Consider the following 19,919-nt stretch of genomic DNA (forward strand, 5'->3'; position numbering starts at 1 on the left):
TAAAAATACGATTATGAAAAAAATTTCAATCTTAGCTTTACTTGCACTTGTAATAAGTTCTTGTACAAATGATCCCGCTTCAGGAGGGAATGTAACCTTGAAAGCCTCCGCGGTGTCTACAACAGCTAAGACTTCTCTAAATGCTCGTACTGCTGCCTCTACAGTAGTTTTTACTGATTTTAAAATTAATATTGGGAATATCGAATTTGAAACCGACATGGAAGATGCGATGTACAGTATGGATCCTAAATATGATGACGTTAAACTTAATGGGCCTTTTTTATTAGACTTGCTTGATCCAAACCTAACGTTAAGTCCATTTATTACTTCTGTAAATGTTCCGAATGCGAGATATGAGGAAATCGAATTTAAATTCGAAAAATCTACTTTACTTGATGAAATGAATGGTAAGACTTATTTGATTAAAGGAACCATAAATGGGAAACCATTTATTATCTGGAGCGATGAGGATGCCGAACTTGAATTGGATTTTGAAGACCAAAACAAAGATTTCACTATCAACAGTAATGATTTGTCTTTAAACATTAAAATACATCTTGATGCTTTAATGAATAAATTAACAACTTTGGCAGACCAAGGCCTATTATTAGATACCGATGGAGACGGAGTTATCGAAATTAGTACTGGTAATGAAGATAGTCACAACGATATTGGCGACTTCATAAAAAATTTACTAGAAAATGAAACAGATTTAGACGACAACGATTAATCTAAAGTTAATTGATCGTATAATAAAAGAGGCTATCTGAAGAAGATAGCCTCTTTTTATTTATAATACTATTTAAACTTCAAAATCAAATGCTTAAATTTGCGCCTTAATTAAAGAGAAAAAAATGTATGTTCGATAATTTAAGCGATAAACTAGATAAAGCCTTTCATATACTTAAAGGTCACGGAAAAATCACGGAAGTAAATGTAGCCGAAACGTTGAAAGAAGTTCGAAGAGCCTTGCTTGATGCGGATGTCAACTTTAAAATCGCCAAAGATTTTACCACCAAAGTAAAAGAAAAAGCAATTGGACAGGATGTATTGACAACGCTTCAACCTGGACAATTACTAGTAAAGTTAGTAAAAGATGAATTGACAGAATTAATGGGTGGTGATGTTGCCGGAATCAATCTTTCCGGGAATCCAACGGTTATTTTGATGGCTGGTTTGCAAGGTTCGGGGAAAACTACTTTCTCGGGGAAATTAGCGAATTATCTTCTTACAAAAAAGAACAAAAAACCACTTTTGGTGGCCTGTGATATTTACCGTCCAGCGGCAATTCAACAATTATATGTAGTTGGAGATTCGATAGGAGTGGAGGTATATTCTGAGCCAGAAAATAAAAATCCGGTTGAAATTGCTCAAAACGCAATCAAACATGCAAAAGCAAATGGATTCAATGTCGTGATTGTCGATACTGCTGGTCGTTTAGCTGTCGATGAGGAAATGATGAACGAAATAGAACGTGTTCATAAAGCCATCGAGCCACAAGAAACCTTGTTTGTAGTGGATGCAATGACCGGACAAGATGCTGTGAATACAGCAAAAACCTTCAACGAAAGATTAAATTTTGATGGAGTTATTTTGACTAAATTAGATGGAGATACGCGTGGTGGAGCAGCAATTTCGATCAAATCAGTTGTTAATAAACCAATCAAATTCGTAGGTACAGGGGAAAAGATGGATGCCATTGATGTGTTCTATCCAATTCGTATGGCCGAAAGAATTTTGGGAATGGGAGATGTTGTGTCTTTGGTCGAAAGAGCCCAAGAGCAATTTGATGAAGAAGAAGCACGAAAAATCCAAAAGAAAATTGCCAAAAATGAATTCGGTTTTGATGATTTCCTTTCTCAAATTCAACAAGTAAAGAAAATGGGTAATATGAAAGATTTGGTTGGAATGATACCAGGTGCTTCAAAAGCCATGAAAGATGTGGAAATAGAAGACGATGCTTTCAAACATATTGAAGCCATTATTCACTCGATGACTCCAGTTGAAAGGAGCAAGCCGGCTCTAATTGACGTGAAAAGAAAAGCCCGAATAGCTAAAGGCTCCGGTACCAAAATCGAACAGGTGAATCAATTGATGAAACAGTTCGAACAAATGAGCAAGATGATGAAAATGATGCAAGGGCCAGGAGGTAAAAACCTTATGAAAATGATGGGTGGTATGAAAGGTGGAATGCCAGGAATGAGATAAAATGAGTAAAAAGCCGAAAGTCTTAAAGTTGTAACGACTTTAAGACTTTCGGCTTTAATACATTAAACTAAATAAAAATGCAATTACTAGACGGAAAAAAAACTGCGGAAGATATAAAAAGCGAGATTGCTATTCAAGTGCAGAAAATGAAAGCTGACGGGCAGAAAGTGCCTCATTTAGCAGCGGTTCTTGTTGGGTCAAACGGCGCAAGTTTGACTTATGTTGGCAGCAAAGTAAGATCATGTCAACAAATAGGATTCGAATCTACATTGGTTTCTTTAGCGGAAGACATCTCGGAAGTTGAATTATTGGCAAAAATCAAAGACCTCAATGAAGATGATGAATTAGACGGTTTCATTGTTCAATTGCCTTTGCCCAAACACATCGACGAGCAGAAAATCCTGATGGCTATTGATCCTGATAAAGATGTGGATGGATTTCATCCAACCAATTTTGGAAAAATGGCTTTAGAAATGGAAACGTTTTTGCCTGCAACGCCTTATGGAATAATGGAATTGTTAGAACGTTACAAAGTAGAAACAGCGGGCAAACATACTGTTGTTATTGGACGAAGCCATATTGTGGGTCGACCAATGAGTATTTTGATGAGTCGCAAAGGTTATCCAGGGGATTCAACTGTAACTCTTACGCACAGCAGAACCAAAAATATAGAAGAATACACTAAAAATGCCGATATCATTATTACGGCTTTAGGAGTTCCTAATTACCTAAAAGCAGATATGGTGAAAGAAGGTGTTGTGGTTATTGATGTGGGTATTACCAGAGTGGAAGATAGTTCACATCCAAAAGGATATGTGATTACCGGTGATGTTGATTTTGAAAATGTAAGTAAAAAAGCATCGTTTATTACTCCGGTTCCGGGTGGAGTAGGACCTATGACCATTGCAATGTTATTGAAAAATACGCTTTTGGCACGGGAAATGAAAAGAAATAAATAAAGAGAAAATAGTTTTGATTGAAAGCCTTAGACACCAGTTTAAGGCTTTTTTTAGTTTAAAAATGTATAAAATTCTGATAATTGATGCGGAAATAGAATTTAAAGAATACTTTTGTACCACTTAAAAAAAGACCTTTAAAATGGACGATTATTATTCGGAAATGTTGAACTAATATAGCGCTTGAACGATTTTCAAGAGGCTGTACATAAACCTATAGAATTTTTGAAATGAGAGCTTTTTACAAAAACAATAACGGATTAATTGCCACCGCTGAATGGACTCCAAACTGCTGGATAAATATTGAATGTCCTACCAAAGCCGAAAAAAAATATTTACTCGACGAATTACAAATTCCTGAAGCATTTTATAACGACATTGAAGATATTGACGAAAGACCAAGGATAGAAATTGAAAATGGTTGGACTTTGATTATCATGCGAATTCCTGTGAAGAGTAATGATGTGAAGTTGCCTTTTCATACGATTCCTGTTGGAGTTGTTTTTAAAGGAGAAGTTTGTATTACCATCAGTTTTCATAAAACGGAAATGCTTACTGATTTTGTAACCTATACCAAACGTAAGAATATAAACATTAAAGACAACTTCGATTTAGTGCTCAAATTATTGCTTTCTTCCAGTGTTTGGTTTTTGAAATATTTAAAGCAAGTCAATCAAAAAATAAGATTAGCCGAGGACAATTTAGAAAAGTCAATTAAAAATGAAGAATTACAAGCGTTGCTTCAAATAGAAAAATGTTTGGTATTCTTTATGACTTCCTTGAAAGGGAATGATATCCTATTGCATCGAATCAAGAATATAAAGTCCCAAAAAGAATATTTTGATTTAGATTTACTGGAGGATGTTGAAATTGAATTGCGTCAGGCACAGGAAACCACTAATATTTATAGCGACATCTTAACGGGAACTATGGATGCGTACGCTTCTGTGATTTCTAATAACATGAATACGATTATGAAGCAGATGACTTCGATTTCGATTATTCTGATGATTCCAACATTGATTGCCAGTTTGTACGGAATGAATGTGCCTAATGATTTACAAGACAATCGTTATGGAATCTGGATTGTCATTTCTGTATCTGTTTTATTATCTGCTTTTGGTGTGTTTTTGTTCAAAAGAAAAAGATGGTTTTGATAGAAATAGATTTCAACTTTAAATTTCACTATTCCTGAGACTATGGATTTACTTTAATAGTGTATCAAAAAGTTTTAATTTTCCAAAATAATGATTTTGAAATAAAAGTATAATACTATGTTTAGGGTTAAATAATAGCTGTATACACCAAATAATGGTCTTTTTTAGAGTTAAAGCGCCTTGTTAATGATGGCTTTATGAAATATTTTTCGCATAATTTAGGATAGGCCAAATTTATAAACTACATTTATTTCTCAAATAAATTACTATCTAATGAGAAAAAAATTACTGTTTTTATTCGTACTTTGTTTTGGTATCACTCACGCTCAAAAGGACTACTTGAACTATGAAAACCTTACTAAAAGTCTAAAAGAGCTTGACGCCAAAAGTAAATATTGCACTGTAAAATCAATTGGTAAAAGTAGTGGAGGTAGAGAAATATGGGTAGTAACAATTTCCGAATCAACCACTCCAAAACCAGCTTTGCTTATCACAGCCGGGCTTGACGGAAAATACCGTGCTGGTACACAGATCACCTTAAAAATGATTGATAACGTATTGAAAAACGAGAAGTTAGCTGCGATTTTAAAAGAAAAAACGATTTATTTTGTTCCTGCTGTAAATCCGGATGCCATAGATGCTGCTTTTGGTGCTGTAAAAATGGAAAAGCGCGGTAACGATAACAAAACAGATGATGACAGAGACGGTAAAATAGGCGAAGACCCTTTTGAAGATTTAAATAAAGATGGTTTAATTACGCAACTTCGGATTGAAGATGTAACAGGAAGTTTCATTGAAAGCCCAGAGGATTCCCGTGTTTTAATAAAAGCAGATCCAACAAAAAATCAGGTTGGCAAGTATGTTTTAATTTCAGAGGGAATTGATACCGATAAAGACGGAATGTTTAATGAAGATTTTTCAGAAGGAGTCAATATCGACAAAAATTTTACTTTTGACTATCCTGCTTTCGAAAAAGGGGCAGGAGTTTATGTAGCTTCTGAGCCAGAAACCAGGGCACTTCTTGATTTTTTATATTTGAATCAGAATATTTATGGTGTACTTACTTTTGGGATGCACAATAATTTATCTGAGACTCCAAAGTATGATAGTAAGTTAGCTAGTTCTAGAATTATTAAAGGATGGTTAGAAAAAGATAGTAAAGCAGCAGAGCAGGTTTCTAAATTATATACCCAAAAAGCGACAATCAAAGGCGGCCCTAAAATGCCGATGACCAAAGGAAATTTTGCGCAAACCGCTTATTTCCATGCAGGGAGATTCAGTTTTTCAACACCAGGCTGGTGGGTTCCTAAAGTAGAGGCTAAAAAAGATTCGCTGTATTCTAAATTAGAAAAGCCAGCAGAAAAAGATAAAGAGGAATTAAATTCAGAAGTCTCTTTTTTAAAATGGGCTGATAGCCAAAATATAAAAAATGTTTTTGTTGACTGGTCAGTTATTAAACATCCTGATTTTCCAAATCAAAAAGTAGAAGTAGGAGGTTTTATCCCTTATGCTCTGAACAATCCACCTGTGAAATTTTTAGAAGAAACAGCGAATAAACATGTGCTTTTTGTGGAAGAACTTTTGGCAGCCATGCCAAAAATTGAAACAAATGTTCCCGAAGTAGAAAAGATAAAGGAGAACTTACACCGAGTCACTATAAAAGTGGCCAATAAAGGGTTGCTGCCTACTTATACTGAAATAGGAGATAAAATCCGATTTGTTTCTAAAATGAAAACAGAAATTCTACTCCAAAAAAATCAAATCATGGTTTCTGGCAGGAAATATTTTATCCGTAATAGTATGCAAGCGGATGAATCAGAGGAATATTCATGGCTGATTTCAGGTACAGGAAAAGTGACGATCACTACAGGTTGTGCCACTGCAGGATTTAAAGAGGTAATTGCTGATTTGAAATAATAAGTTGACTTCAAAAAAATAAAAAAGGATATTGAATCCTCACCGATAAAAAGTAAAAAAATGAAAAAATACATACTACTCAGCTTGTTCAGTTTTATTTTTTGGGTTACTAATGCTCAAAAAAATGGTATTGCTCCACAAGATTTAAATGGCATCCGTGCCATTGGTTCCCCTGCTAATCCCAAAGTAAAAATGACTTGGGATCAGTACCATGATTATGCACAGGTGACTCAGCTAGGAAGTGATTTGGTGAAAGCCTATCCAAATTTAGTTAAAATGGAATCCGTAGGGAAATCCTATGAAGGAAGAGATCTTTGGGTATTAACGATCTCTGATTTCGATTCCGATAAAGTTGAAAACAAGCCTGGTTTTTATATCGATGGCGGAATTCACGCAAATGAAATGCAAGGTGTTGAGGTTGCCATGTATACGGCATGGTATTTAGCGGAAAGTTTTCAAACTATTAAATTCATAAATACTTTATTAAAAGAAAAGGTGTTTTATATAGTAATGACTATCAGTCCTGACGGGCGGGAAAATTTTATTTACAAACCGAACAACTCTAATACCTCTCGTTCAGGAATGCGTCCTTTTGATAATGATGGTGATGGTCTGGTGAATGAAGATACGCTTGATGATTTAGATAACGACGGGAATATCGTGATGATGCGCAGAAAATCAAAAACAGGACGATGGAAAACAGATCCTAAATATCCTACTCGCATGTATCAGGTCAAAGGAGATGAAATAGGAGACTATGAAATGTTAGGGTATGAAGGTTTAGATAACGATAAAGATGGTTTAGTAAATGAGGATTTGATTGGGACGTATGATCCAAACCGAGATTGGGGATGGAATTGGCAACCTAATTATGTTCAAAATGGGGCATTGTTTTATCCAGGTACACTTCCTGAAACCCGTGCTATAAAAGCCTTTATTATCAATCATCCCAATATTGCCGGAGCACAAAGCTACCATAATTACGGCGGAATGTTTTTAAGAGGTCCTGGCGCTGCAGAAGACGATGCGTTATTTGCTCCACAAGATATTGAAGTGTACGATAATATTGGAAAGTTAGGAGAAAAAATGATTCCGGGTTATAATTATTTTGTAATTCACAAAGACTTGTACACTGTTTATGGTGGAGAAATTGATTTTTTGTCTTTGACTCGAGGGATATTTACTTTTAGTAATGAATTGATGACTTCCTATAAGTTATTTAACCAAAAAAATACCGCTGGACGATGGGATAATGATGAATTCAATGAATTTGATAAATACCTGTTGTTTGGTGATGGCTATGTAGAATGGAAGGAGTTTAATCATCCGCAGTTTGGCGATATTGAAATAGGAGGTCCTAAAAAGAATTACATTCGGAATCATCCGGGGTTTATGATTCAGGAAGATGCACACAGAAACATGGCGTTTTCATTGTACCATGCGTATCAGACTCCAAAATTAGAAATTGTAGGTATTGAAACTGAAAAGCTTTCAGGGGATTTAGTTGCAGTGACTGCCACAATTATGAATACAAGGATCATTCCAACCCATTCGCGACATGATGTAAAAAACAAGATAGAGCGTCCTAATTATATCAGTTTAGCGGGTAGTACCGTTGTAGCGGGTATGACAGTTCAAAACGAAGATTTGAATTTATTTACAGAACAAAAATTCAGTCCAGAGACCATTGCAGTACCTATTATTGAAGGGATGGGTAATGTAAAAGTAAGATGGATCGTTAAAGGAAATCCTTCAGGAGCAACGGTAAACGTTTCCAGTGCCAAAGGCGGAACAGTCTCTGAAAAAGTAAAATAGATAAATACTACTGTGGTTTTTAATCAGTACAAACGTGTAATTTGTTTTAGAGTGAAGTGCTATTCAGTACGCTTTAAAATGGTTTCTAAAAACCCAGACTAGCTCTGGGTTTTTTATTTATAATTGTTTTTTAATAATCGCCTCGTCCTTTAAATCTAGGATCATCTCTTTTGATAAATTCCGTTCTTCTTTTTGGTACTTCTGTTTTTGGTAAACTGGCTTCTTCGGTTTTGATCGAAGGTTCGATGAGTTCGTTTAATTCTTTGATTTCGGCATCAGTCAAATCACGGAAACGACCCACAGGAATGTCCAGCGAAATATTGATAATTCGGATGCGTTTTAATGCCGTAACTTCATACCCCAGGTATTCGCACATTCTACGAATTTGACGGTTTAAACCTTGTGTCAACACGATTTTAAAAATGGTAGAACTAATTTTTTCTACCTTACATTTTCGGGTGACGGTGTCTAAAATTGGTATGCCATTTCCCATTTTTTCAATAAAACGATCGGTGATGAGTTTGTTGACCGTTACGGTATATTCTTTTTCGTGATTGTTTCTTGCACGTAGTATTTTATTGACGATATCGCCGTCATTGGTCATAAAAATCAATCCTTCACTGGCTTTGTCTAATCGTCCTATAGGGAATATACGTTTGGGGTAATTGATGTAATCTACAATATTATTGCGAACCTCCAGATTTGTAGTGCATTCGATTCCTACCGGTTTGTAGAAAGCAAGATAAATAGGTTTTTCGTTTTTCTCACGGATTAGTTTACCGTCAATACGCACTTCATCATTTGGTGAAACTTTAGTGCCTAATTCCGGTACGACTCCATTGAGGGTTACTCGACCTTCTGCAATGATTTTGTCAGCTTCGCGGCGGGAGCAATACCCGGTTTCTCCTATGAATTTATTGAGTCGTTTTAGATTTTCTTCCATGATACAAAAGTAATGAATTTGGAAATAGTTATAGGAGTTTTGTATAATCTTTGTCATTTGGACAAAGCAGAAATGGCATAACGATCATACTATTCTGATGGTGTTTGTTTTACTCTGTTTCAAATAAAAAGTGGGAGACTTTTTTATACAACCCATCGTCGTGCATGCTATGCCCTAACCCATTAGTTTCAATAAAAATAGAATTTTTCCAGGTGCTGGCTATTTTTTTTCCTTCTTCAAATAAAACAACTGTATCATTAGTGTCATGAGCGATTAATCCTTTTGTTTTTATTTTAGTAGCAAAATGCTTGGCTGAGAATTTTTCAAGTTTTAGTTTAAAATGGTGTAGATAATGTGCTTCAAGTCCTTTTGAAATTTTAGAGTTTAAACTCAACATTGCAATATAATTATCGAGAATAATTTTGAAATCACTCGGCGATCCTAAAATCACCATTTTCTCAATAGTGTTGTTTTGATAAACAGATTGATAATACAAGCAGGTTTTTCCTCCTAAGGAATGGCCAATTAGGTATTGCGGTTTAAATTTTTGAACTATAAAATCAATAGATTTCGCATATTGGGGAATATTAAATTCCTTTCCACTTGATAAGCCATGAGCAGGAGCGTCGATTGCTATGATTGTACTACCGGATTTTTTTAAATAGGGTACCATTTTTTTCCAGCGTGAGGCATTGCTTTCCCATCCATGCACGAGGAGTATTACAGTATTATTTCCTTTCCAAGTATAGGTTTGAATGTCGTGTCCGTTATGCTGAAAAGTTTCCGCAGCTGTTTCTTGTAGTATTTTAGGAAGTTTTGCAGCAGTAAGCCTGCCTTCTCGGGGTTCGCTAAAAAGAGAATAAGCAAGTTGGGTTGCCTTGTCAAGAAATACGTAGCTTAATAAATTTACGTATAATCCAATAGTTTTAGTAAACAGATAATAAAGTATTTTTTTCATAAAAAAAAGTCCCGATTGGTATCGGGACTTAACTATAATTAGAATTTAGAAAACAATTGTTCCATTTTCTCTTTTTCTTCGTCAGCCAATACACTGTCGACTAATATTCTTCCGGAGTGTTCATCAGTAATGATTTTTTTTCTGGAAGCAATTTCTACCTGTGTTTGTGGGGGTATCGTGAAGAAAGATCCTGCAGAGGCTCCTCTTTCGATAGAAACAACAGCTAAACCATTGCGAACACTTGTTCGGATTCTAGTGTATGCTTTTAGCAATCGTTCTTCTATTAAAGCTTGGTATTCTTGTGATTTCTCAGTTAAGAACGCTTCTTCTTTAGCTGTTTCTGCCATAATGGCGTCTAACTCTGATTTTTTATGCTTTAAGTGATTTGACTTCGCTTCTAATCTTTCTTTAGAACTAGAAATTACTTCTTTCTTGTGTTCGATTGAAGCTTTCATTTCTTTAATTTGTTTTTCAGACAACTGAATTTCTAATTCTTGAAATTCAATTTCTTTAGTCAACGAATTAAATTCTCGGTTGTTACGAACCGTTTCTTGTTGCTTAGTATATTTTTTGATGGACTCTTTGTGCTCATCAATTGCATTCTTTTTTACTTTGATTAGATCCTCAACAACTTCGAGTTCTCCTTTCAGTTTTTCTGAACGGGTGCTTAAACCTGCAACTTCATCTTCTAAATCGTCTACTTCTAAAGGAAGTTCTCCTCTTACGTTTCTGATTTCGTCAATTCTAGAGTCAATAAGTTGTAAATCATAAATTGCTCTTAACTTGTCCTCAACACTTAATTCTTTCGTATTCGCCATATTCTATAAGTACTTAACTGGATTTGAATTTTCTTCTGATAAAATAACTGCAAAATTAAGGATTTTTTTCCGAAGATACTCAACAATATAATTTTTTGTATAACGTTCGCTTTCAAAATGTCCTATATCGGCCAAAAGCAACTTGTTTTCGGCCTCATAAAATTGATGGTACTTCAAATCGGCAGTCAAATAGGCGTCTGCTCCGGCCTGAATTGCATTTTTTATGGCAAAACTTCCCGCTCCGCCAAGCACAGCTACTTTTTTAATTGTTGCACCTGTAAAACCGGAATGTCGAATTCCGCCGCACTCCATTTTTTCTTTTGCAAAAAGCAGAAACTCTTTTTCATTCATGGGATTTTTTAATTCGCCTATCATGCCTAAGCCAATATTTTGGTGTTGGTTTTGCAATTCATAAATTTCATAGGCCACTTCCTCATAGGCGTGGCTATTGAATAAGGCTTTCAGGATTTTTTTTTCTAAATGTTTTTCGAAAGTGACTTCGATTTTGATTTCGTCACCTTGTACAAATTCAAATCGTTCTCCAACCTGCGGATTGCTGTGCTCGTTTCCCATATAGGTTCCAATTCCTTTCGAATTAAAACTGCAATTTGCATAATTCCCAATCGTTCCCGCTCCTGCGTCAAAGAGGGCATTTCGTACTTCTTCCGCATTTTTAGGAATCGTGTAGGTTACTAATTTCCGAATGAAATTTTGCTTTGGAATCAGGATTTTAGTATGTATTAATCCTAATGCATCACTAAATATTTTATTTACACCTTCTTGATGATTGTCTAGCGCAGTGTGAACGGCATATATAGCTATGTCATTTTTTATGGCTTTGATAACAGCGCGTTCCACGTAGTTTTTACCCGTTATTTTTTTCAATCCAGAAAATAAGATGGGATGAAAACAAACCACCAGATTGCATTTTTTTGCAATTGCTTCGTCAATTATATTTTCTAAAGCATCATGGCAAACTAAAATACCTGTAGCCTCCGTTTCCTGATCGCCAACCAATAGTCCTACATTGTCAAAATCTTCAGCATAGGCGAGTGGCGCCATTTCTTCGAGTACGTCTATTATTTCTTTGATTTTCATGTTTTTGACTCTGATTTACACAGATATATATTTTTACACAGATTCAAAGTTATTTTTAATTTGCGAAAATTTGTGAAATCTGTGTTAGATTTTTAAATCAAAGATAATTTATTCTACTTTCGTAAAATGAATTTACTTCGAAAATTACTATTCCCTTTTGCCGTTTTGTATGGTTTAGTAACGTGTATTCGAAACTTTCTTTTCGATAAAGGGGTTTTAAAATCATACTCGTTTGAATTGCCCATTATTGCTGTTGGGAATCTTAGTGTTGGAGGAACCGGAAAAACGCCCCAAATTGAATATTTGATTCGCTTGCTTTCGGATAAATATAAAATTGCTACACTAAGTAGAGGCTATAAAAGGCAATCTAAAGGTTTTATTTTGGCAGAAGCCACTTCGAATGCAGAAACCTTGGGAGATGAACCTTTTCAGTTTTATCAAAAATTCCCATCGATTCAAGTTGCGGTTGATGCCGACAGAAAAAATGGAATAGAGCAATTGCTTTCGCTATCCATAAAACCAGAAGTGATTTTGCTTGATGACGCTTTTCAACATCGAAAAGTAAAAGCGGGTTTTTATATTTTATTGACTTCTTATGGTGATTTATATTCGGATGATTGTATGTTGCCAACCGGGAATTTACGCGAAAGCCAAAGCGGAGCGGCAAGAGCGAATGTGATTATGGTGACTAAATGTCCTCATAACCTTTCATTTGAGGAGCAGGATGACATTAAAAAGAGGCTAAAAGTTGGTAAAAATCAAGAATTATACTTTACTTTTATAGCATACGATGGTTATATTTATGGTGAAAATTTAAAGATAAAGGGGAATGAAATTCAAGATGCTGCTAAGGTACTAGTGGCAGGAATTGCAAAACCGGAACCATTTTTCGCCTATTTTAAGGATACTAATGAGGTCTGTTTGTCTTTTCCGGATCATCATAATTTTACCGATAAAGACATTTTAGAAATTAAAAAGTTAGCTCAAAACAACATGATTATCACTACCGAAAAAGATTATATGCGATTGAAAGGAAGTTTACCAAGCGGACAACTCTTTTATCTGCCTATAAAAAGTACTTTTATTTTCGGGAGTGAAAATTTTGATAAAACAATTACAGATTATGTGGGAACAAGTACAGGAAACCGTTAGTTACATTAAGCAAAGAATTGATTTTACGCCAGAATATGGTGTGATTTTAGGATCAGGATTAGGGAGTTTTACCGATGAAATGAAGGTAGAATATACACTGCCCTACAATGAAATTTTAAATTTCCCTGTATCAACGGTACCAGGTCATAAAGGGGCCTTGGTTTTTGGAACAATAGGCGGTAAGAAAGTAGTGGCCATGCAGGGACGGTTTCATTTTTACGAAGGCTATTCGATGACTGAAGTGACTTTTCCGGTGCGAGTGATGAAGTTTTTAGGGATTGAGAAATTAGTGGTTTCAAATGCATCAGGCGGTGTGAATCCGGCTTATAAAGTAGGCTCTATTGTGATGCTTACGGATCACATCAATATGACGCCGGAGCACCCTTTACGTGGGAAAAATGACGAACGTTTTGGACCTCGTTTTGTAAATATGAGTGAGCCGTATTCGAGAAAAATGATTGCAAAAGCGACTGAATTAGCTAAGCAACTTCATATCGAGGTTCATGAAGGAATTTATCTGGGGCTTCAAGGGCCTACTTTTGAAACTTTGGCTGAATATAGAATGGTCAAGATTCTTGGTGCAGATTGTGTTGGGATGTCAACCGTTCCTGAAGTAATTGTGGCCCGTCACATGGATCTGGAGACCTTTGGAATTTCTGTAATTACGGATATGGGTAATGAAGAAAGTATTGGCACTATTTCACACGATGAAGTATTGGAAGTAGCAAAAAAAGCTGAACCGCAAGTGAGGAGTCTTATTAAAGAATTGATTTTAAACTATTAATGACTAGATGTATTCAGCGATTGTTATGTAAAATTCCTCTGGGGCGAACGGTTTTGTAATGACTTCATTCATTCCAAAAGACAAGAGCATTTTGCGGTTTTCATGCAATGTGATCGCCGTAAACGCTATGATGGGGGTGGTTTTATCAAATATTCTAATCAATTCTGTAGTGATTGTGCCGTTGATACCCGGTAAATGAGCGTCCATAAGAACCAAGTCAAATTTGCTTTTTCGAACTAAATCAATGGCATCTTCCCTATTGTCAACTAATTCACAAATGATTCCTTTATTGATGAGTATCTTTTTAGTGATCATTTGGTTGATTTTATTGTCCTCTACCAAAGTATTTTTTATTCAACAATTTTGAATCATAGTTTGCTTTTGGTTTGGTTTCTTCTTGTAGTGGTTGTTCGCTTATTTTAAAGTCCAGCAGGAATGAAAATGTAGATCCTTCTCCTAACTGTACTTTTTAGTTTAATTTGGCCGCCCAGTATTTTAATTAATTTTTTTATGATAGTTAATCCTAGCCCCGTGACGCCATATTTTTGATTTACTTCTATGGGACTTTGGGAAAAATTGTCAAAAACACTTGCCAGTTTATCTTCGGGGATTCCAATTCCGGTATCAGTAATTTCATAATATAAAGTTGCATTTTCATTCTGCAAAGAGTGCTGTTTGGTAATTACGTGTACGGCTCCGTTTTGTGTAAATTTTAGCGCATTGTTGATTAAATTTCATTTGGGTTTTCTACCAATAACAAATGGGTAATTCCGTTGATGGCATTCAGAGGGGTTTAAAACTTGAAAATAAAGTCGCGCTCTTAGAGAACGTTTCTATGGCGTTATCATACTCTTTTAAATCAAAATAAATTTTACCCAGATTATAATTCTGAAGTGCTTGATCTTCTATGTTTTTATTTCGAGTCGCATAAAGGATTGCTTTTTGAGGGTGTAGCAGTGCCTCTTTTAATTGTTAGTTTGAATGCTGGAGTTCCTTAACTAGTGTAATATAAAATACTGTCCGTTTTCTCTGTAGATTGAGGAAACAGTGAGGAGTAAAAAACAACAATAAACACGAAAAAATAATTCATTTGTAATTAAATTTTTTTGTGGTTATTTTCTGTCAATAGTATTAGGTCAATTATTCTGGATGAATAACCAATTTCATTATCATACCATCCAACTACTTTTACCATTTTATCAATAACCGAAGTGAGTTGAGCATCGAATATACAAGAATTTTTATTGCCAATGACATCAACTGAAACAATTGGGTCCTCGGTATAATCTAAAATACCTTTTAAAGTAGTTTGTGCAGCATTTTTGAAGGCGGCATTTATTTCCTGTATTGTTACTGTGCGCTTTACATTGAATGTGATGTCAGTCAAGGAGCCGTCAGGGACAGGTACCCGGATGCCGCAACCGCCAATTTTACCTTCAAACTCGGGAAATATTTTTGTCAACGCTTTTGCAGCGCCAGTTGTTGTGGGTACAATAGATTGACTTGCTCCTCTGGCGCGACGCAAGTCTTTATGTGGTTGGTCGTGCAGACTCTGGTCTGTGGTGTACGAGTGAATCGTAGTAATGTAGGCTTGTTCTATACCGCAAAGGTCATTGATTACTTTGATCATTGGAGCGGCATTATTGGTAGTACAGCTGGCATTTGATATAATGGTTTCCGTTCCGTCAAGTATACAGTCATTGACACCTAAAACGACTGTTTTGATAGTGTCTACTTCTGATGGTGCGGAAAGGATTACTTTTTTGGCCCCAGCCAAGATATGGGCATTCAGCGCTTCAAAAGTCTTGTATTTACCTGTGGATTCGATTACGTAATCAATGTCTACACTTTTCCAGTCCAGATTGGAAATGGTTTTTTCATGGAAAAACAAAAAATGATTTCCGTCTACCAGAATTCCTTTTTCATCATCGCTGACCGTAAAGGGTAACACCCCGTGAATACTATCATATTTCACTAAATGGGCCATCGTTTTCTTGTCGGCAATATCATTTATGGCAACAACTTCTATTGAGGGATGGTTTAAAAGTAATCGGAATAAATTTCGGCCGATTCTTCCAAAACCATTTATGGCAATTCTTGTTTTCAAATGGATTCGTTTATTCATTTATTCGTTTATTTGGTTAACCGATTAAACAAATAAACGAATAAACTATTTATAAAATATGTTTTTGTGCTTTATATGAGGAACGTACTAATGGTCCGCTTTCTACATGACGGAACCCTAGTTCTAAACCAAATTTCTCGTATACTGCAAATTGATCGGGTGTTATGAATTCTTTTACCGGCAAATGTTTTTTGCTGGGTTGCAAGTACTGACCTATTGTAACAATATCCACATTGGCTTCCCGCAAGTCCCGCATGGTTTGAAAAACTTCGGCTTCCTGCTCGCCCAGACCTAGCATAATACCTGATTTTGTTCTCTTAATTCCTTTTTCTTTCAAGTAGCGTAATACGGCTAAACTTCTGTCGTATTTTGCCTGAATGCGGACTTCACGGGTTAATCGGCGTACCGTTTCTACGTTATGCGAAACTACTTCAGGATTGGCTTCTACGATACGGTCAATATTTCTTTCGATACCTTGAAAATCAGGAATCAGCGTTTCCAGTGTTATATTGGGGTTCATTCTTCGAATGGCTTTTACGGTTTCTATCCAAATGATTGAGCCGCCATCTTTTAAGTCATCTCTGTCAACGCTGGTAATCACGGCGTGTTTGATATTCATGATTTTGATAGAACGCGCTACCTTCTCGGGCTCATCCCAATCTACGGTTTCGGGTCTTCCTGTTTTTACCCCGCAAAAACCACAAGAGCGCGTACAAGTGTTTCCCAGAATCATAAAAGTTGCTGTTCCTTCACCCCAGCATTCACCCATATTAGGACAACTTCCGGAGGCACAAATTGTATTTAAGCTATATTTATCCACTAAGCCACGAAGCTCAGTGTATTTTTTTCCTATTGGGAGTTTTACCTTCAACCATTTTGGCTTTGCAGTTGGTAAAGTATTTTCTAAAACTATTTCCATATTTAAATTTTCAAAGTACAAAGATAAGGAATAGAGTTTATTTGTAGATTCGTTTCGTTGTTTATTTGAATAAAGAGATACGGATACTTTGGCAGTACTAGAGTCGCTTTTCTTAGGAAGTAGTCGTTCTGATTTTCGGTATATCCATGCTTTTTGCTATGTTTCTCGAAATGGCAGCAAGGGATACCACTACCATCAGAGCTCAATTAGATTTTTTTGTTGGTGTAAGGTGCACTCGTAAAAAAAATCAGGTATAAAAAAATCTTCAAAATGAATGGAATCTTTTTTATATCTGCTATTTGTTTTCTATTTCATTTTTGGAATTATTCAATTTGTTAGAGTTTTATGGAATAATGAAGTATATGTTTTTCATGGTTGTGAAGATGTAGAAAATTCTCAAGGATATGTAAGTAATTATAAAGAAGGAGATATTATAGGAAGGCCGTTAGTTTATTTTACTTTTTTTGGAATAGTGACGAGTCTGATAATAGACATATATTGAATTTAAAAAACAAGATAAACTTTTTAAGTAAGTTACCCTTTTTGATATTTCCAATAATAATTTTGGGGCTTTTATATTTTTTTGGTTTAGATAATAAATTTGAAAATCAAAAAATAGATTTGCTATATTTTTTAAGATAAATTTACCTTCTACTTTTAATGATTTCTGCCAATAATTTCTTGGCACGAAGCAACTTAATTTTGACATTACTTAGCGGCTCATCAATCTTGTTTGCAATTTCCTGGTAACTCATTTCCTGAAAATAACGCAACTGTATCACCTCTTGATAATGGGGTTTCAATTCTTTAATGAATTGCAGTAATCGGGAAAGATTTTGTTCCGTTATCAATTCATCTTCCGCAGATGGAGTAGTGTCGGCAATATTGTAGGCTTGCTGATCGTGTTCATCGGTAATTTCTACAAAAAGACTCGATTTTTTTTTCCGCAATAAATCGATGTGAACGTTTTTTGCAATAGCAATAAGCCAGGTGTTGAACTGGAATTCCGCATTGTAAGTGGCTATTTTATCAAAAGCTTTCGAGAACGTCTCAATGGTGATATCTTCGGCATTGGTTTCGTTTTCGGTGCGTTTCAGCATAAAACCATATACTTCATTCCAGTAATGATTCAACAGAAAAGTGAAGGCAACTTGATCGCCTTGTTTTGCTTTTTCTATCTGTTCGTTTATTTCCAATGGACTGGTTTTGAGAATGTATTTGTTATAAAAATATTGATTTGAGTAAATAGCAATACCAATTCAATTATTGGATACCAATATACAACATCTTTTTCTTTTAATTTGCCTGCCGAAAATCCGATGACAATCCATGTTACAAGATACCGAAGCGCAATTAAACTAAGCACTAATATCCATTGGAATTGAAAAGACAGCAATACAATGGGCAATAAAATGAATAACAATTGCGAACAGTAAAACAGACCTAATTGTAATTTATCAAAAGGTTTGTAATAATTTGCAGTAGCCACATGTCGTCTTTTTTGAATCAGCCAGTCTTTGTAAGTTTTTTTTGGTCTGGAAAGCGTAATGCTTTCCGGCGTGAAAGCAATAGTGGTATTTCTAGCATTTGCCGCCTGGTTTACAAATAAATCATCGTCACCGGAACGAATTTGCATGTGATCAATAAAACCATTTACATTGAAAAACTCTTCTTTTTTATACGCTAAATTTCTTCCTACACCCATGTACGGATGTCCTGTTTTTGCCCAGGAAAAATATTGAATCGCGGTTAACAAAGTTTCAAAACGAATTATTTTATTCAGGAAAGAATTGGCAATTTTTTCATATTTCCCATACCCCAACACGATAGTTTTTTGCATCGTAAATTGAGAACTCATGGCTGTTATCCAGTCCTTTGAAGTGGGATAACAATCCGCATCAGTGAATAGTAAATACTCTTTTTTTGCGGCTTTTATTCCTAATGTCAACGCATATTTTTTGTTTCCCCAAAAGGCTTCGTTGTTTTGTACTTTTACCAAACGAATATTTGGATATTGTTTTTCAAAACCTTCAAAAATAGCCAGAGTAGCATCACTTGAGGCATCGTCAATCAAGACAATTTCAAAATCAGGATAGTTTTGTTCCGCCAGTAAAGGGATGAAATTTGCTGCATTTTCTTCTTCGTTTTTGGCACAAACAATAACTGAAATGGGGATTCTTTTTGGTGTTATTTTTTGGATTTTGGCGAAAGCAAATTTCCCAAAAACACCTAGATAATATAAAATTTGAACCGCAATAATAAAAATAAAAAAGTAAAGAATTAGTATAAGCATCTGAGTTTAATGAGTGTTTAAATCCCCGATCCCGAAGCTTCGGGACGGCAGAGTGCAAAGGTATGAATAGAATTATGAATTGTAAATTATAAATTATGATTTTTAAAAGAATTTATAGTGGACATTTCTTCATCTTATTTGCAACTGCTATTGACTGAAAATCTTTTGTTTTTTCTAACTCAGAAATGATGTTTTGATGGTTTTTTTCGTCTCTGTTTTGAGATAATTTTTTTGTGGCTTGAATTTCAGTTATTTCAATTTCAAAGGCGACAATACCGCGAGTTTGCATCATGGTTTTTTTAGATAAATCTGCTATACGAATCGGGTTTTCAGAATTCTGTTCGTACTTATCGACCAGTTTTTTTAAGGATTCAATGATGGCTTCTCCTTCAATAATTTTTATTTTTCCGTACACATGAACCGCAATATAGTTCCATGTTGGAACATTTTCATGATCGTACCAAGAAGAAGAAATATAACTGTGAGGTCCGGAAAATACAGCTAAAATTTCGTCGTTGTCTATAAAACCATTCCATTGTGGGTTTTCTTTAGAAATGTGCCCAGATAAAATTTCCTTGCCTTCTTTGTTGGTTTCCAGTTCCAAAGGAATATGTGTGGCACACAATTTCCCATTGGTTTGATTGATTAAAATACCAAAACTATTCTCTTGCAGAAATTTTTTGATTTCTTCCTGATTTTCGTTTTTGTAGATTTCTGGAGTGTACATTTTAGGATTGGGTTTTTGGGAATTAGGAATAGGGATTAGTAAAACGATT

The 19,919-nt window shown here is 35.3% G+C and carries 20 protein-coding genes; 8 read left to right on the top strand and 12 right to left on the bottom strand.

What is annotated here, in order from left to right; translation table 11 throughout:
- Window positions 1-13 precede the first annotated feature (13 nt).
- The 6 genes from EKL98_RS10550 to EKL98_RS10575 all read left to right on the top strand — a co-directional run bounded on the left by EKL98_RS10550 (window position 14) and on the right by EKL98_RS10575 (window position 8,053).
- Window positions 14-730, top strand: coding sequence for a hypothetical protein (locus EKL98_RS10550; protein WP_233584089.1), 717 nt, complete (start codon window positions 14-16; stop codon window positions 728-730).
- Window positions 731-858: 128 nt separating this feature from the next.
- Window positions 859-2,208 (top strand): signal recognition particle protein, encoded by a 1,350-nt coding sequence (ffh, locus tag EKL98_RS10555; protein ID WP_126461544.1) that lies wholly within the window; start codon window positions 859-861, stop codon window positions 2,206-2,208.
- A gap of 77 nt (window positions 2,209-2,285) precedes the next feature.
- The gene (locus tag EKL98_RS10560; protein ID WP_126453576.1) at window positions 2,286-3,167 is read left to right on the top strand and encodes a bifunctional 5,10-methylenetetrahydrofolate dehydrogenase/5,10-methenyltetrahydrofolate cyclohydrolase; all 882 of its coding nucleotides are present in this window, start codon (window positions 2,286-2,288) and stop codon (window positions 3,165-3,167) included.
- 227 nt (window positions 3,168-3,394) lie between these two features.
- The gene (locus EKL98_RS10565) at window positions 3,395-4,321 is read left to right on the top strand and encodes a magnesium transporter CorA family protein (RefSeq protein ID WP_126461538.1); all 927 of its coding nucleotides are present in this window, start codon (window positions 3,395-3,397) and stop codon (window positions 4,319-4,321) included.
- A 273-nt stretch (window positions 4,322-4,594) separates the two neighbouring features.
- The gene (locus EKL98_RS10570; RefSeq protein WP_126562291.1) at window positions 4,595-6,238 is read left to right on the top strand and encodes a M14 family metallopeptidase; all 1,644 of its coding nucleotides are present in this window, start codon (window positions 4,595-4,597) and stop codon (window positions 6,236-6,238) included.
- A 60-nt stretch (window positions 6,239-6,298) separates the two neighbouring features.
- Window positions 6,299-8,053: a M14 family metallopeptidase gene (locus EKL98_RS10575; protein WP_126562294.1), complete on the top strand. Its 1,755-nt coding sequence runs from the start codon at window positions 6,299-6,301 to the stop codon at window positions 8,051-8,053.
- A 130-nt stretch (window positions 8,054-8,183) separates the two neighbouring features.
- Here the strand turns inward: EKL98_RS10575 and rluF are convergent, their stop codons facing one another.
- From rluF to EKL98_RS10595, 4 genes are all read right to left on the bottom strand, one after another.
- Entirely contained in the window at window positions 8,184-8,996 is an 813-nt protein-coding gene (gene rluF, locus EKL98_RS10580; RefSeq protein WP_126562297.1) for a 23S rRNA pseudouridine(2604) synthase RluF, read from the bottom strand.
- Window positions 8,997-9,105: 109 nt separating this feature from the next.
- The gene (locus EKL98_RS10585; protein ID WP_126562300.1) at window positions 9,106-9,954 is read right to left on the bottom strand and encodes an alpha/beta fold hydrolase; all 849 of its coding nucleotides are present in this window, start codon (window positions 9,952-9,954) and stop codon (window positions 9,106-9,108) included.
- Window positions 9,955-9,992: 38 nt separating this feature from the next.
- A complete protein-coding gene (locus EKL98_RS10590) occupies window positions 9,993-10,772 on the bottom strand; it encodes a zinc ribbon domain-containing protein (protein WP_126453591.1) in 780 nt (259 codons plus the stop codon).
- Window positions 10,773-10,775: 3 nt separating this feature from the next.
- Complete coding sequence (locus tag EKL98_RS10595; RefSeq protein ID WP_126461523.1) at window positions 10,776-11,870, bottom strand: Nif3-like dinuclear metal center hexameric protein; 1,095 nt, start codon at window positions 11,868-11,870, stop codon at window positions 10,776-10,778.
- Window positions 11,871-11,996: 126 nt separating this feature from the next.
- Here EKL98_RS10595 and lpxK point away from each other — a divergent pair, with 126 nt between their 5' ends.
- Both lpxK and EKL98_RS10605 read left to right on the top strand, forming a co-directional pair.
- Window positions 11,997-13,022 (top strand): tetraacyldisaccharide 4'-kinase, encoded by a 1,026-nt coding sequence (gene lpxK / locus EKL98_RS10600; protein ID WP_126562302.1) that lies wholly within the window; start codon window positions 11,997-11,999, stop codon window positions 13,020-13,022.
- Entirely contained in the window at window positions 12,994-13,806 is an 813-nt protein-coding gene (locus tag EKL98_RS10605; RefSeq protein WP_126562305.1) for a purine-nucleoside phosphorylase, read from the top strand. The genes lpxK and EKL98_RS10605 overlap by 29 nt, the downstream gene beginning before the upstream one ends.
- A 3-nt stretch (window positions 13,807-13,809) precedes the next feature.
- On the opposite strand, the gene EKL98_RS10610 is transcribed toward EKL98_RS10605, so the two are convergent.
- The 8 genes from EKL98_RS10610 to EKL98_RS10645 form a co-directional block, all read right to left on the bottom strand.
- Window positions 13,810-14,121, bottom strand: a complete 312-nt coding sequence (locus EKL98_RS10610; RefSeq protein ID WP_126562308.1) for a response regulator — start codon at window positions 14,119-14,121, stop codon at window positions 13,810-13,812.
- A gap of 104 nt (window positions 14,122-14,225) precedes the next feature.
- Window positions 14,226-14,534, bottom strand: coding sequence for an ATP-binding protein (locus EKL98_RS10615; protein ID WP_126562310.1), 309 nt, complete (start codon window positions 14,532-14,534; stop codon window positions 14,226-14,228).
- A gap of 55 nt (window positions 14,535-14,589) precedes the next feature.
- The gene (locus EKL98_RS18495) at window positions 14,590-14,763 is read right to left on the bottom strand and encodes a tetratricopeptide repeat protein (protein WP_126562342.1); all 174 of its coding nucleotides are present in this window, start codon (window positions 14,761-14,763) and stop codon (window positions 14,590-14,592) included.
- A gap of 139 nt (window positions 14,764-14,902) precedes the next feature.
- Window positions 14,903-15,913 (bottom strand): type I glyceraldehyde-3-phosphate dehydrogenase, encoded by a 1,011-nt coding sequence (gene gap / locus EKL98_RS10625; RefSeq protein WP_126562344.1) that lies wholly within the window; start codon window positions 15,911-15,913, stop codon window positions 14,903-14,905.
- A gap of 67 nt (window positions 15,914-15,980) precedes the next feature.
- Window positions 15,981-16,850: a lipoyl synthase gene (gene lipA / locus EKL98_RS10630; protein ID WP_126453603.1), complete on the bottom strand. Its 870-nt coding sequence runs from the start codon at window positions 16,848-16,850 to the stop codon at window positions 15,981-15,983.
- A gap of 644 nt (window positions 16,851-17,494) precedes the next feature.
- Window positions 17,495-18,046: an RNA polymerase sigma factor gene (locus EKL98_RS10635; protein ID WP_126461508.1), complete on the bottom strand. Its 552-nt coding sequence runs from the start codon at window positions 18,044-18,046 to the stop codon at window positions 17,495-17,497.
- A complete protein-coding gene (locus tag EKL98_RS10640) occupies window positions 18,037-19,143 on the bottom strand; it encodes a glycosyltransferase (protein WP_126461505.1) in 1,107 nt (368 codons plus the stop codon). The genes EKL98_RS10635 and EKL98_RS10640 overlap by 10 nt, the downstream gene beginning before the upstream one ends.
- Window positions 19,144-19,255: 112 nt before the next feature.
- On the bottom strand, window positions 19,256-19,870 hold the full coding sequence (locus EKL98_RS10645) for an FMN-binding negative transcriptional regulator (protein WP_126562317.1): 615 nt from the start codon (window positions 19,868-19,870) through the stop codon (window positions 19,256-19,258).
- Window positions 19,871-19,919: the final 49 nt, after the last annotated feature.

This window comes from Flavobacterium bomense, assembly GCF_003970355.1.

Coding starts and splice junctions, on each gene's coding strand:
- EKL98_RS10575 (WP_126562294.1), top strand. CDS start 6,299: ATGAAAAAATACATACTACTCAGCTTGTTCAGTTTTATTTTTTGGGTT.
- rluF (WP_126562297.1), bottom strand. CDS start 8,996: ATGGAAGAAAATCTAAAACGACTCAATAAATTCATAGGAGAAACCGGG.
- ffh (WP_126461544.1), top strand. CDS start 859: ATGTTCGATAATTTAAGCGATAAACTAGATAAAGCCTTTCATATACTT.
- EKL98_RS10645 (WP_126562317.1), bottom strand. CDS start 19,870: ATGTACACTCCAGAAATCTACAAAAACGAAAATCAGGAAGAAATCAAA.
- EKL98_RS10585 (WP_126562300.1), bottom strand. CDS start 9,954: ATGAAAAAAATACTTTATTATCTGTTTACTAAAACTATTGGATTATAC.
- EKL98_RS10570 (WP_126562291.1), top strand. CDS start 4,595: ATGAGAAAAAAATTACTGTTTTTATTCGTACTTTGTTTTGGTATCACT.
- EKL98_RS10565 (WP_126461538.1), top strand. CDS start 3,395: ATGAGAGCTTTTTACAAAAACAATAACGGATTAATTGCCACCGCTGAA.
- EKL98_RS10595 (WP_126461523.1), bottom strand. CDS start 11,870: ATGAAAATCAAAGAAATAATAGACGTACTCGAAGAAATGGCGCCACTC.
- lpxK (WP_126562302.1), top strand. CDS start 11,997: ATGAATTTACTTCGAAAATTACTATTCCCTTTTGCCGTTTTGTATGGT.
- EKL98_RS10640 (WP_126461505.1), bottom strand. CDS start 19,143: ATGCTTATACTAATTCTTTACTTTTTTATTTTTATTATTGCGGTTCAA.
- EKL98_RS10560 (WP_126453576.1), top strand. CDS start 2,286: ATGCAATTACTAGACGGAAAAAAAACTGCGGAAGATATAAAAAGCGAG.
- EKL98_RS10610 (WP_126562308.1), bottom strand. CDS start 14,121: ATGATCACTAAAAAGATACTCATCAATAAAGGAATCATTTGTGAATTA.
- EKL98_RS10590 (WP_126453591.1), bottom strand. CDS start 10,772: ATGGCGAATACGAAAGAATTAAGTGTTGAGGACAAGTTAAGAGCAATT.
- EKL98_RS10605 (WP_126562305.1), top strand. CDS start 12,994: ATGTGGGAACAAGTACAGGAAACCGTTAGTTACATTAAGCAAAGAATT.
- EKL98_RS10550 (WP_233584089.1), top strand. CDS start 14: ATGAAAAAAATTTCAATCTTAGCTTTACTTGCACTTGTAATAAGTTCT.
- lipA (WP_126453603.1), bottom strand. CDS start 16,850: ATGGAAATAGTTTTAGAAAATACTTTACCAACTGCAAAGCCAAAATGG.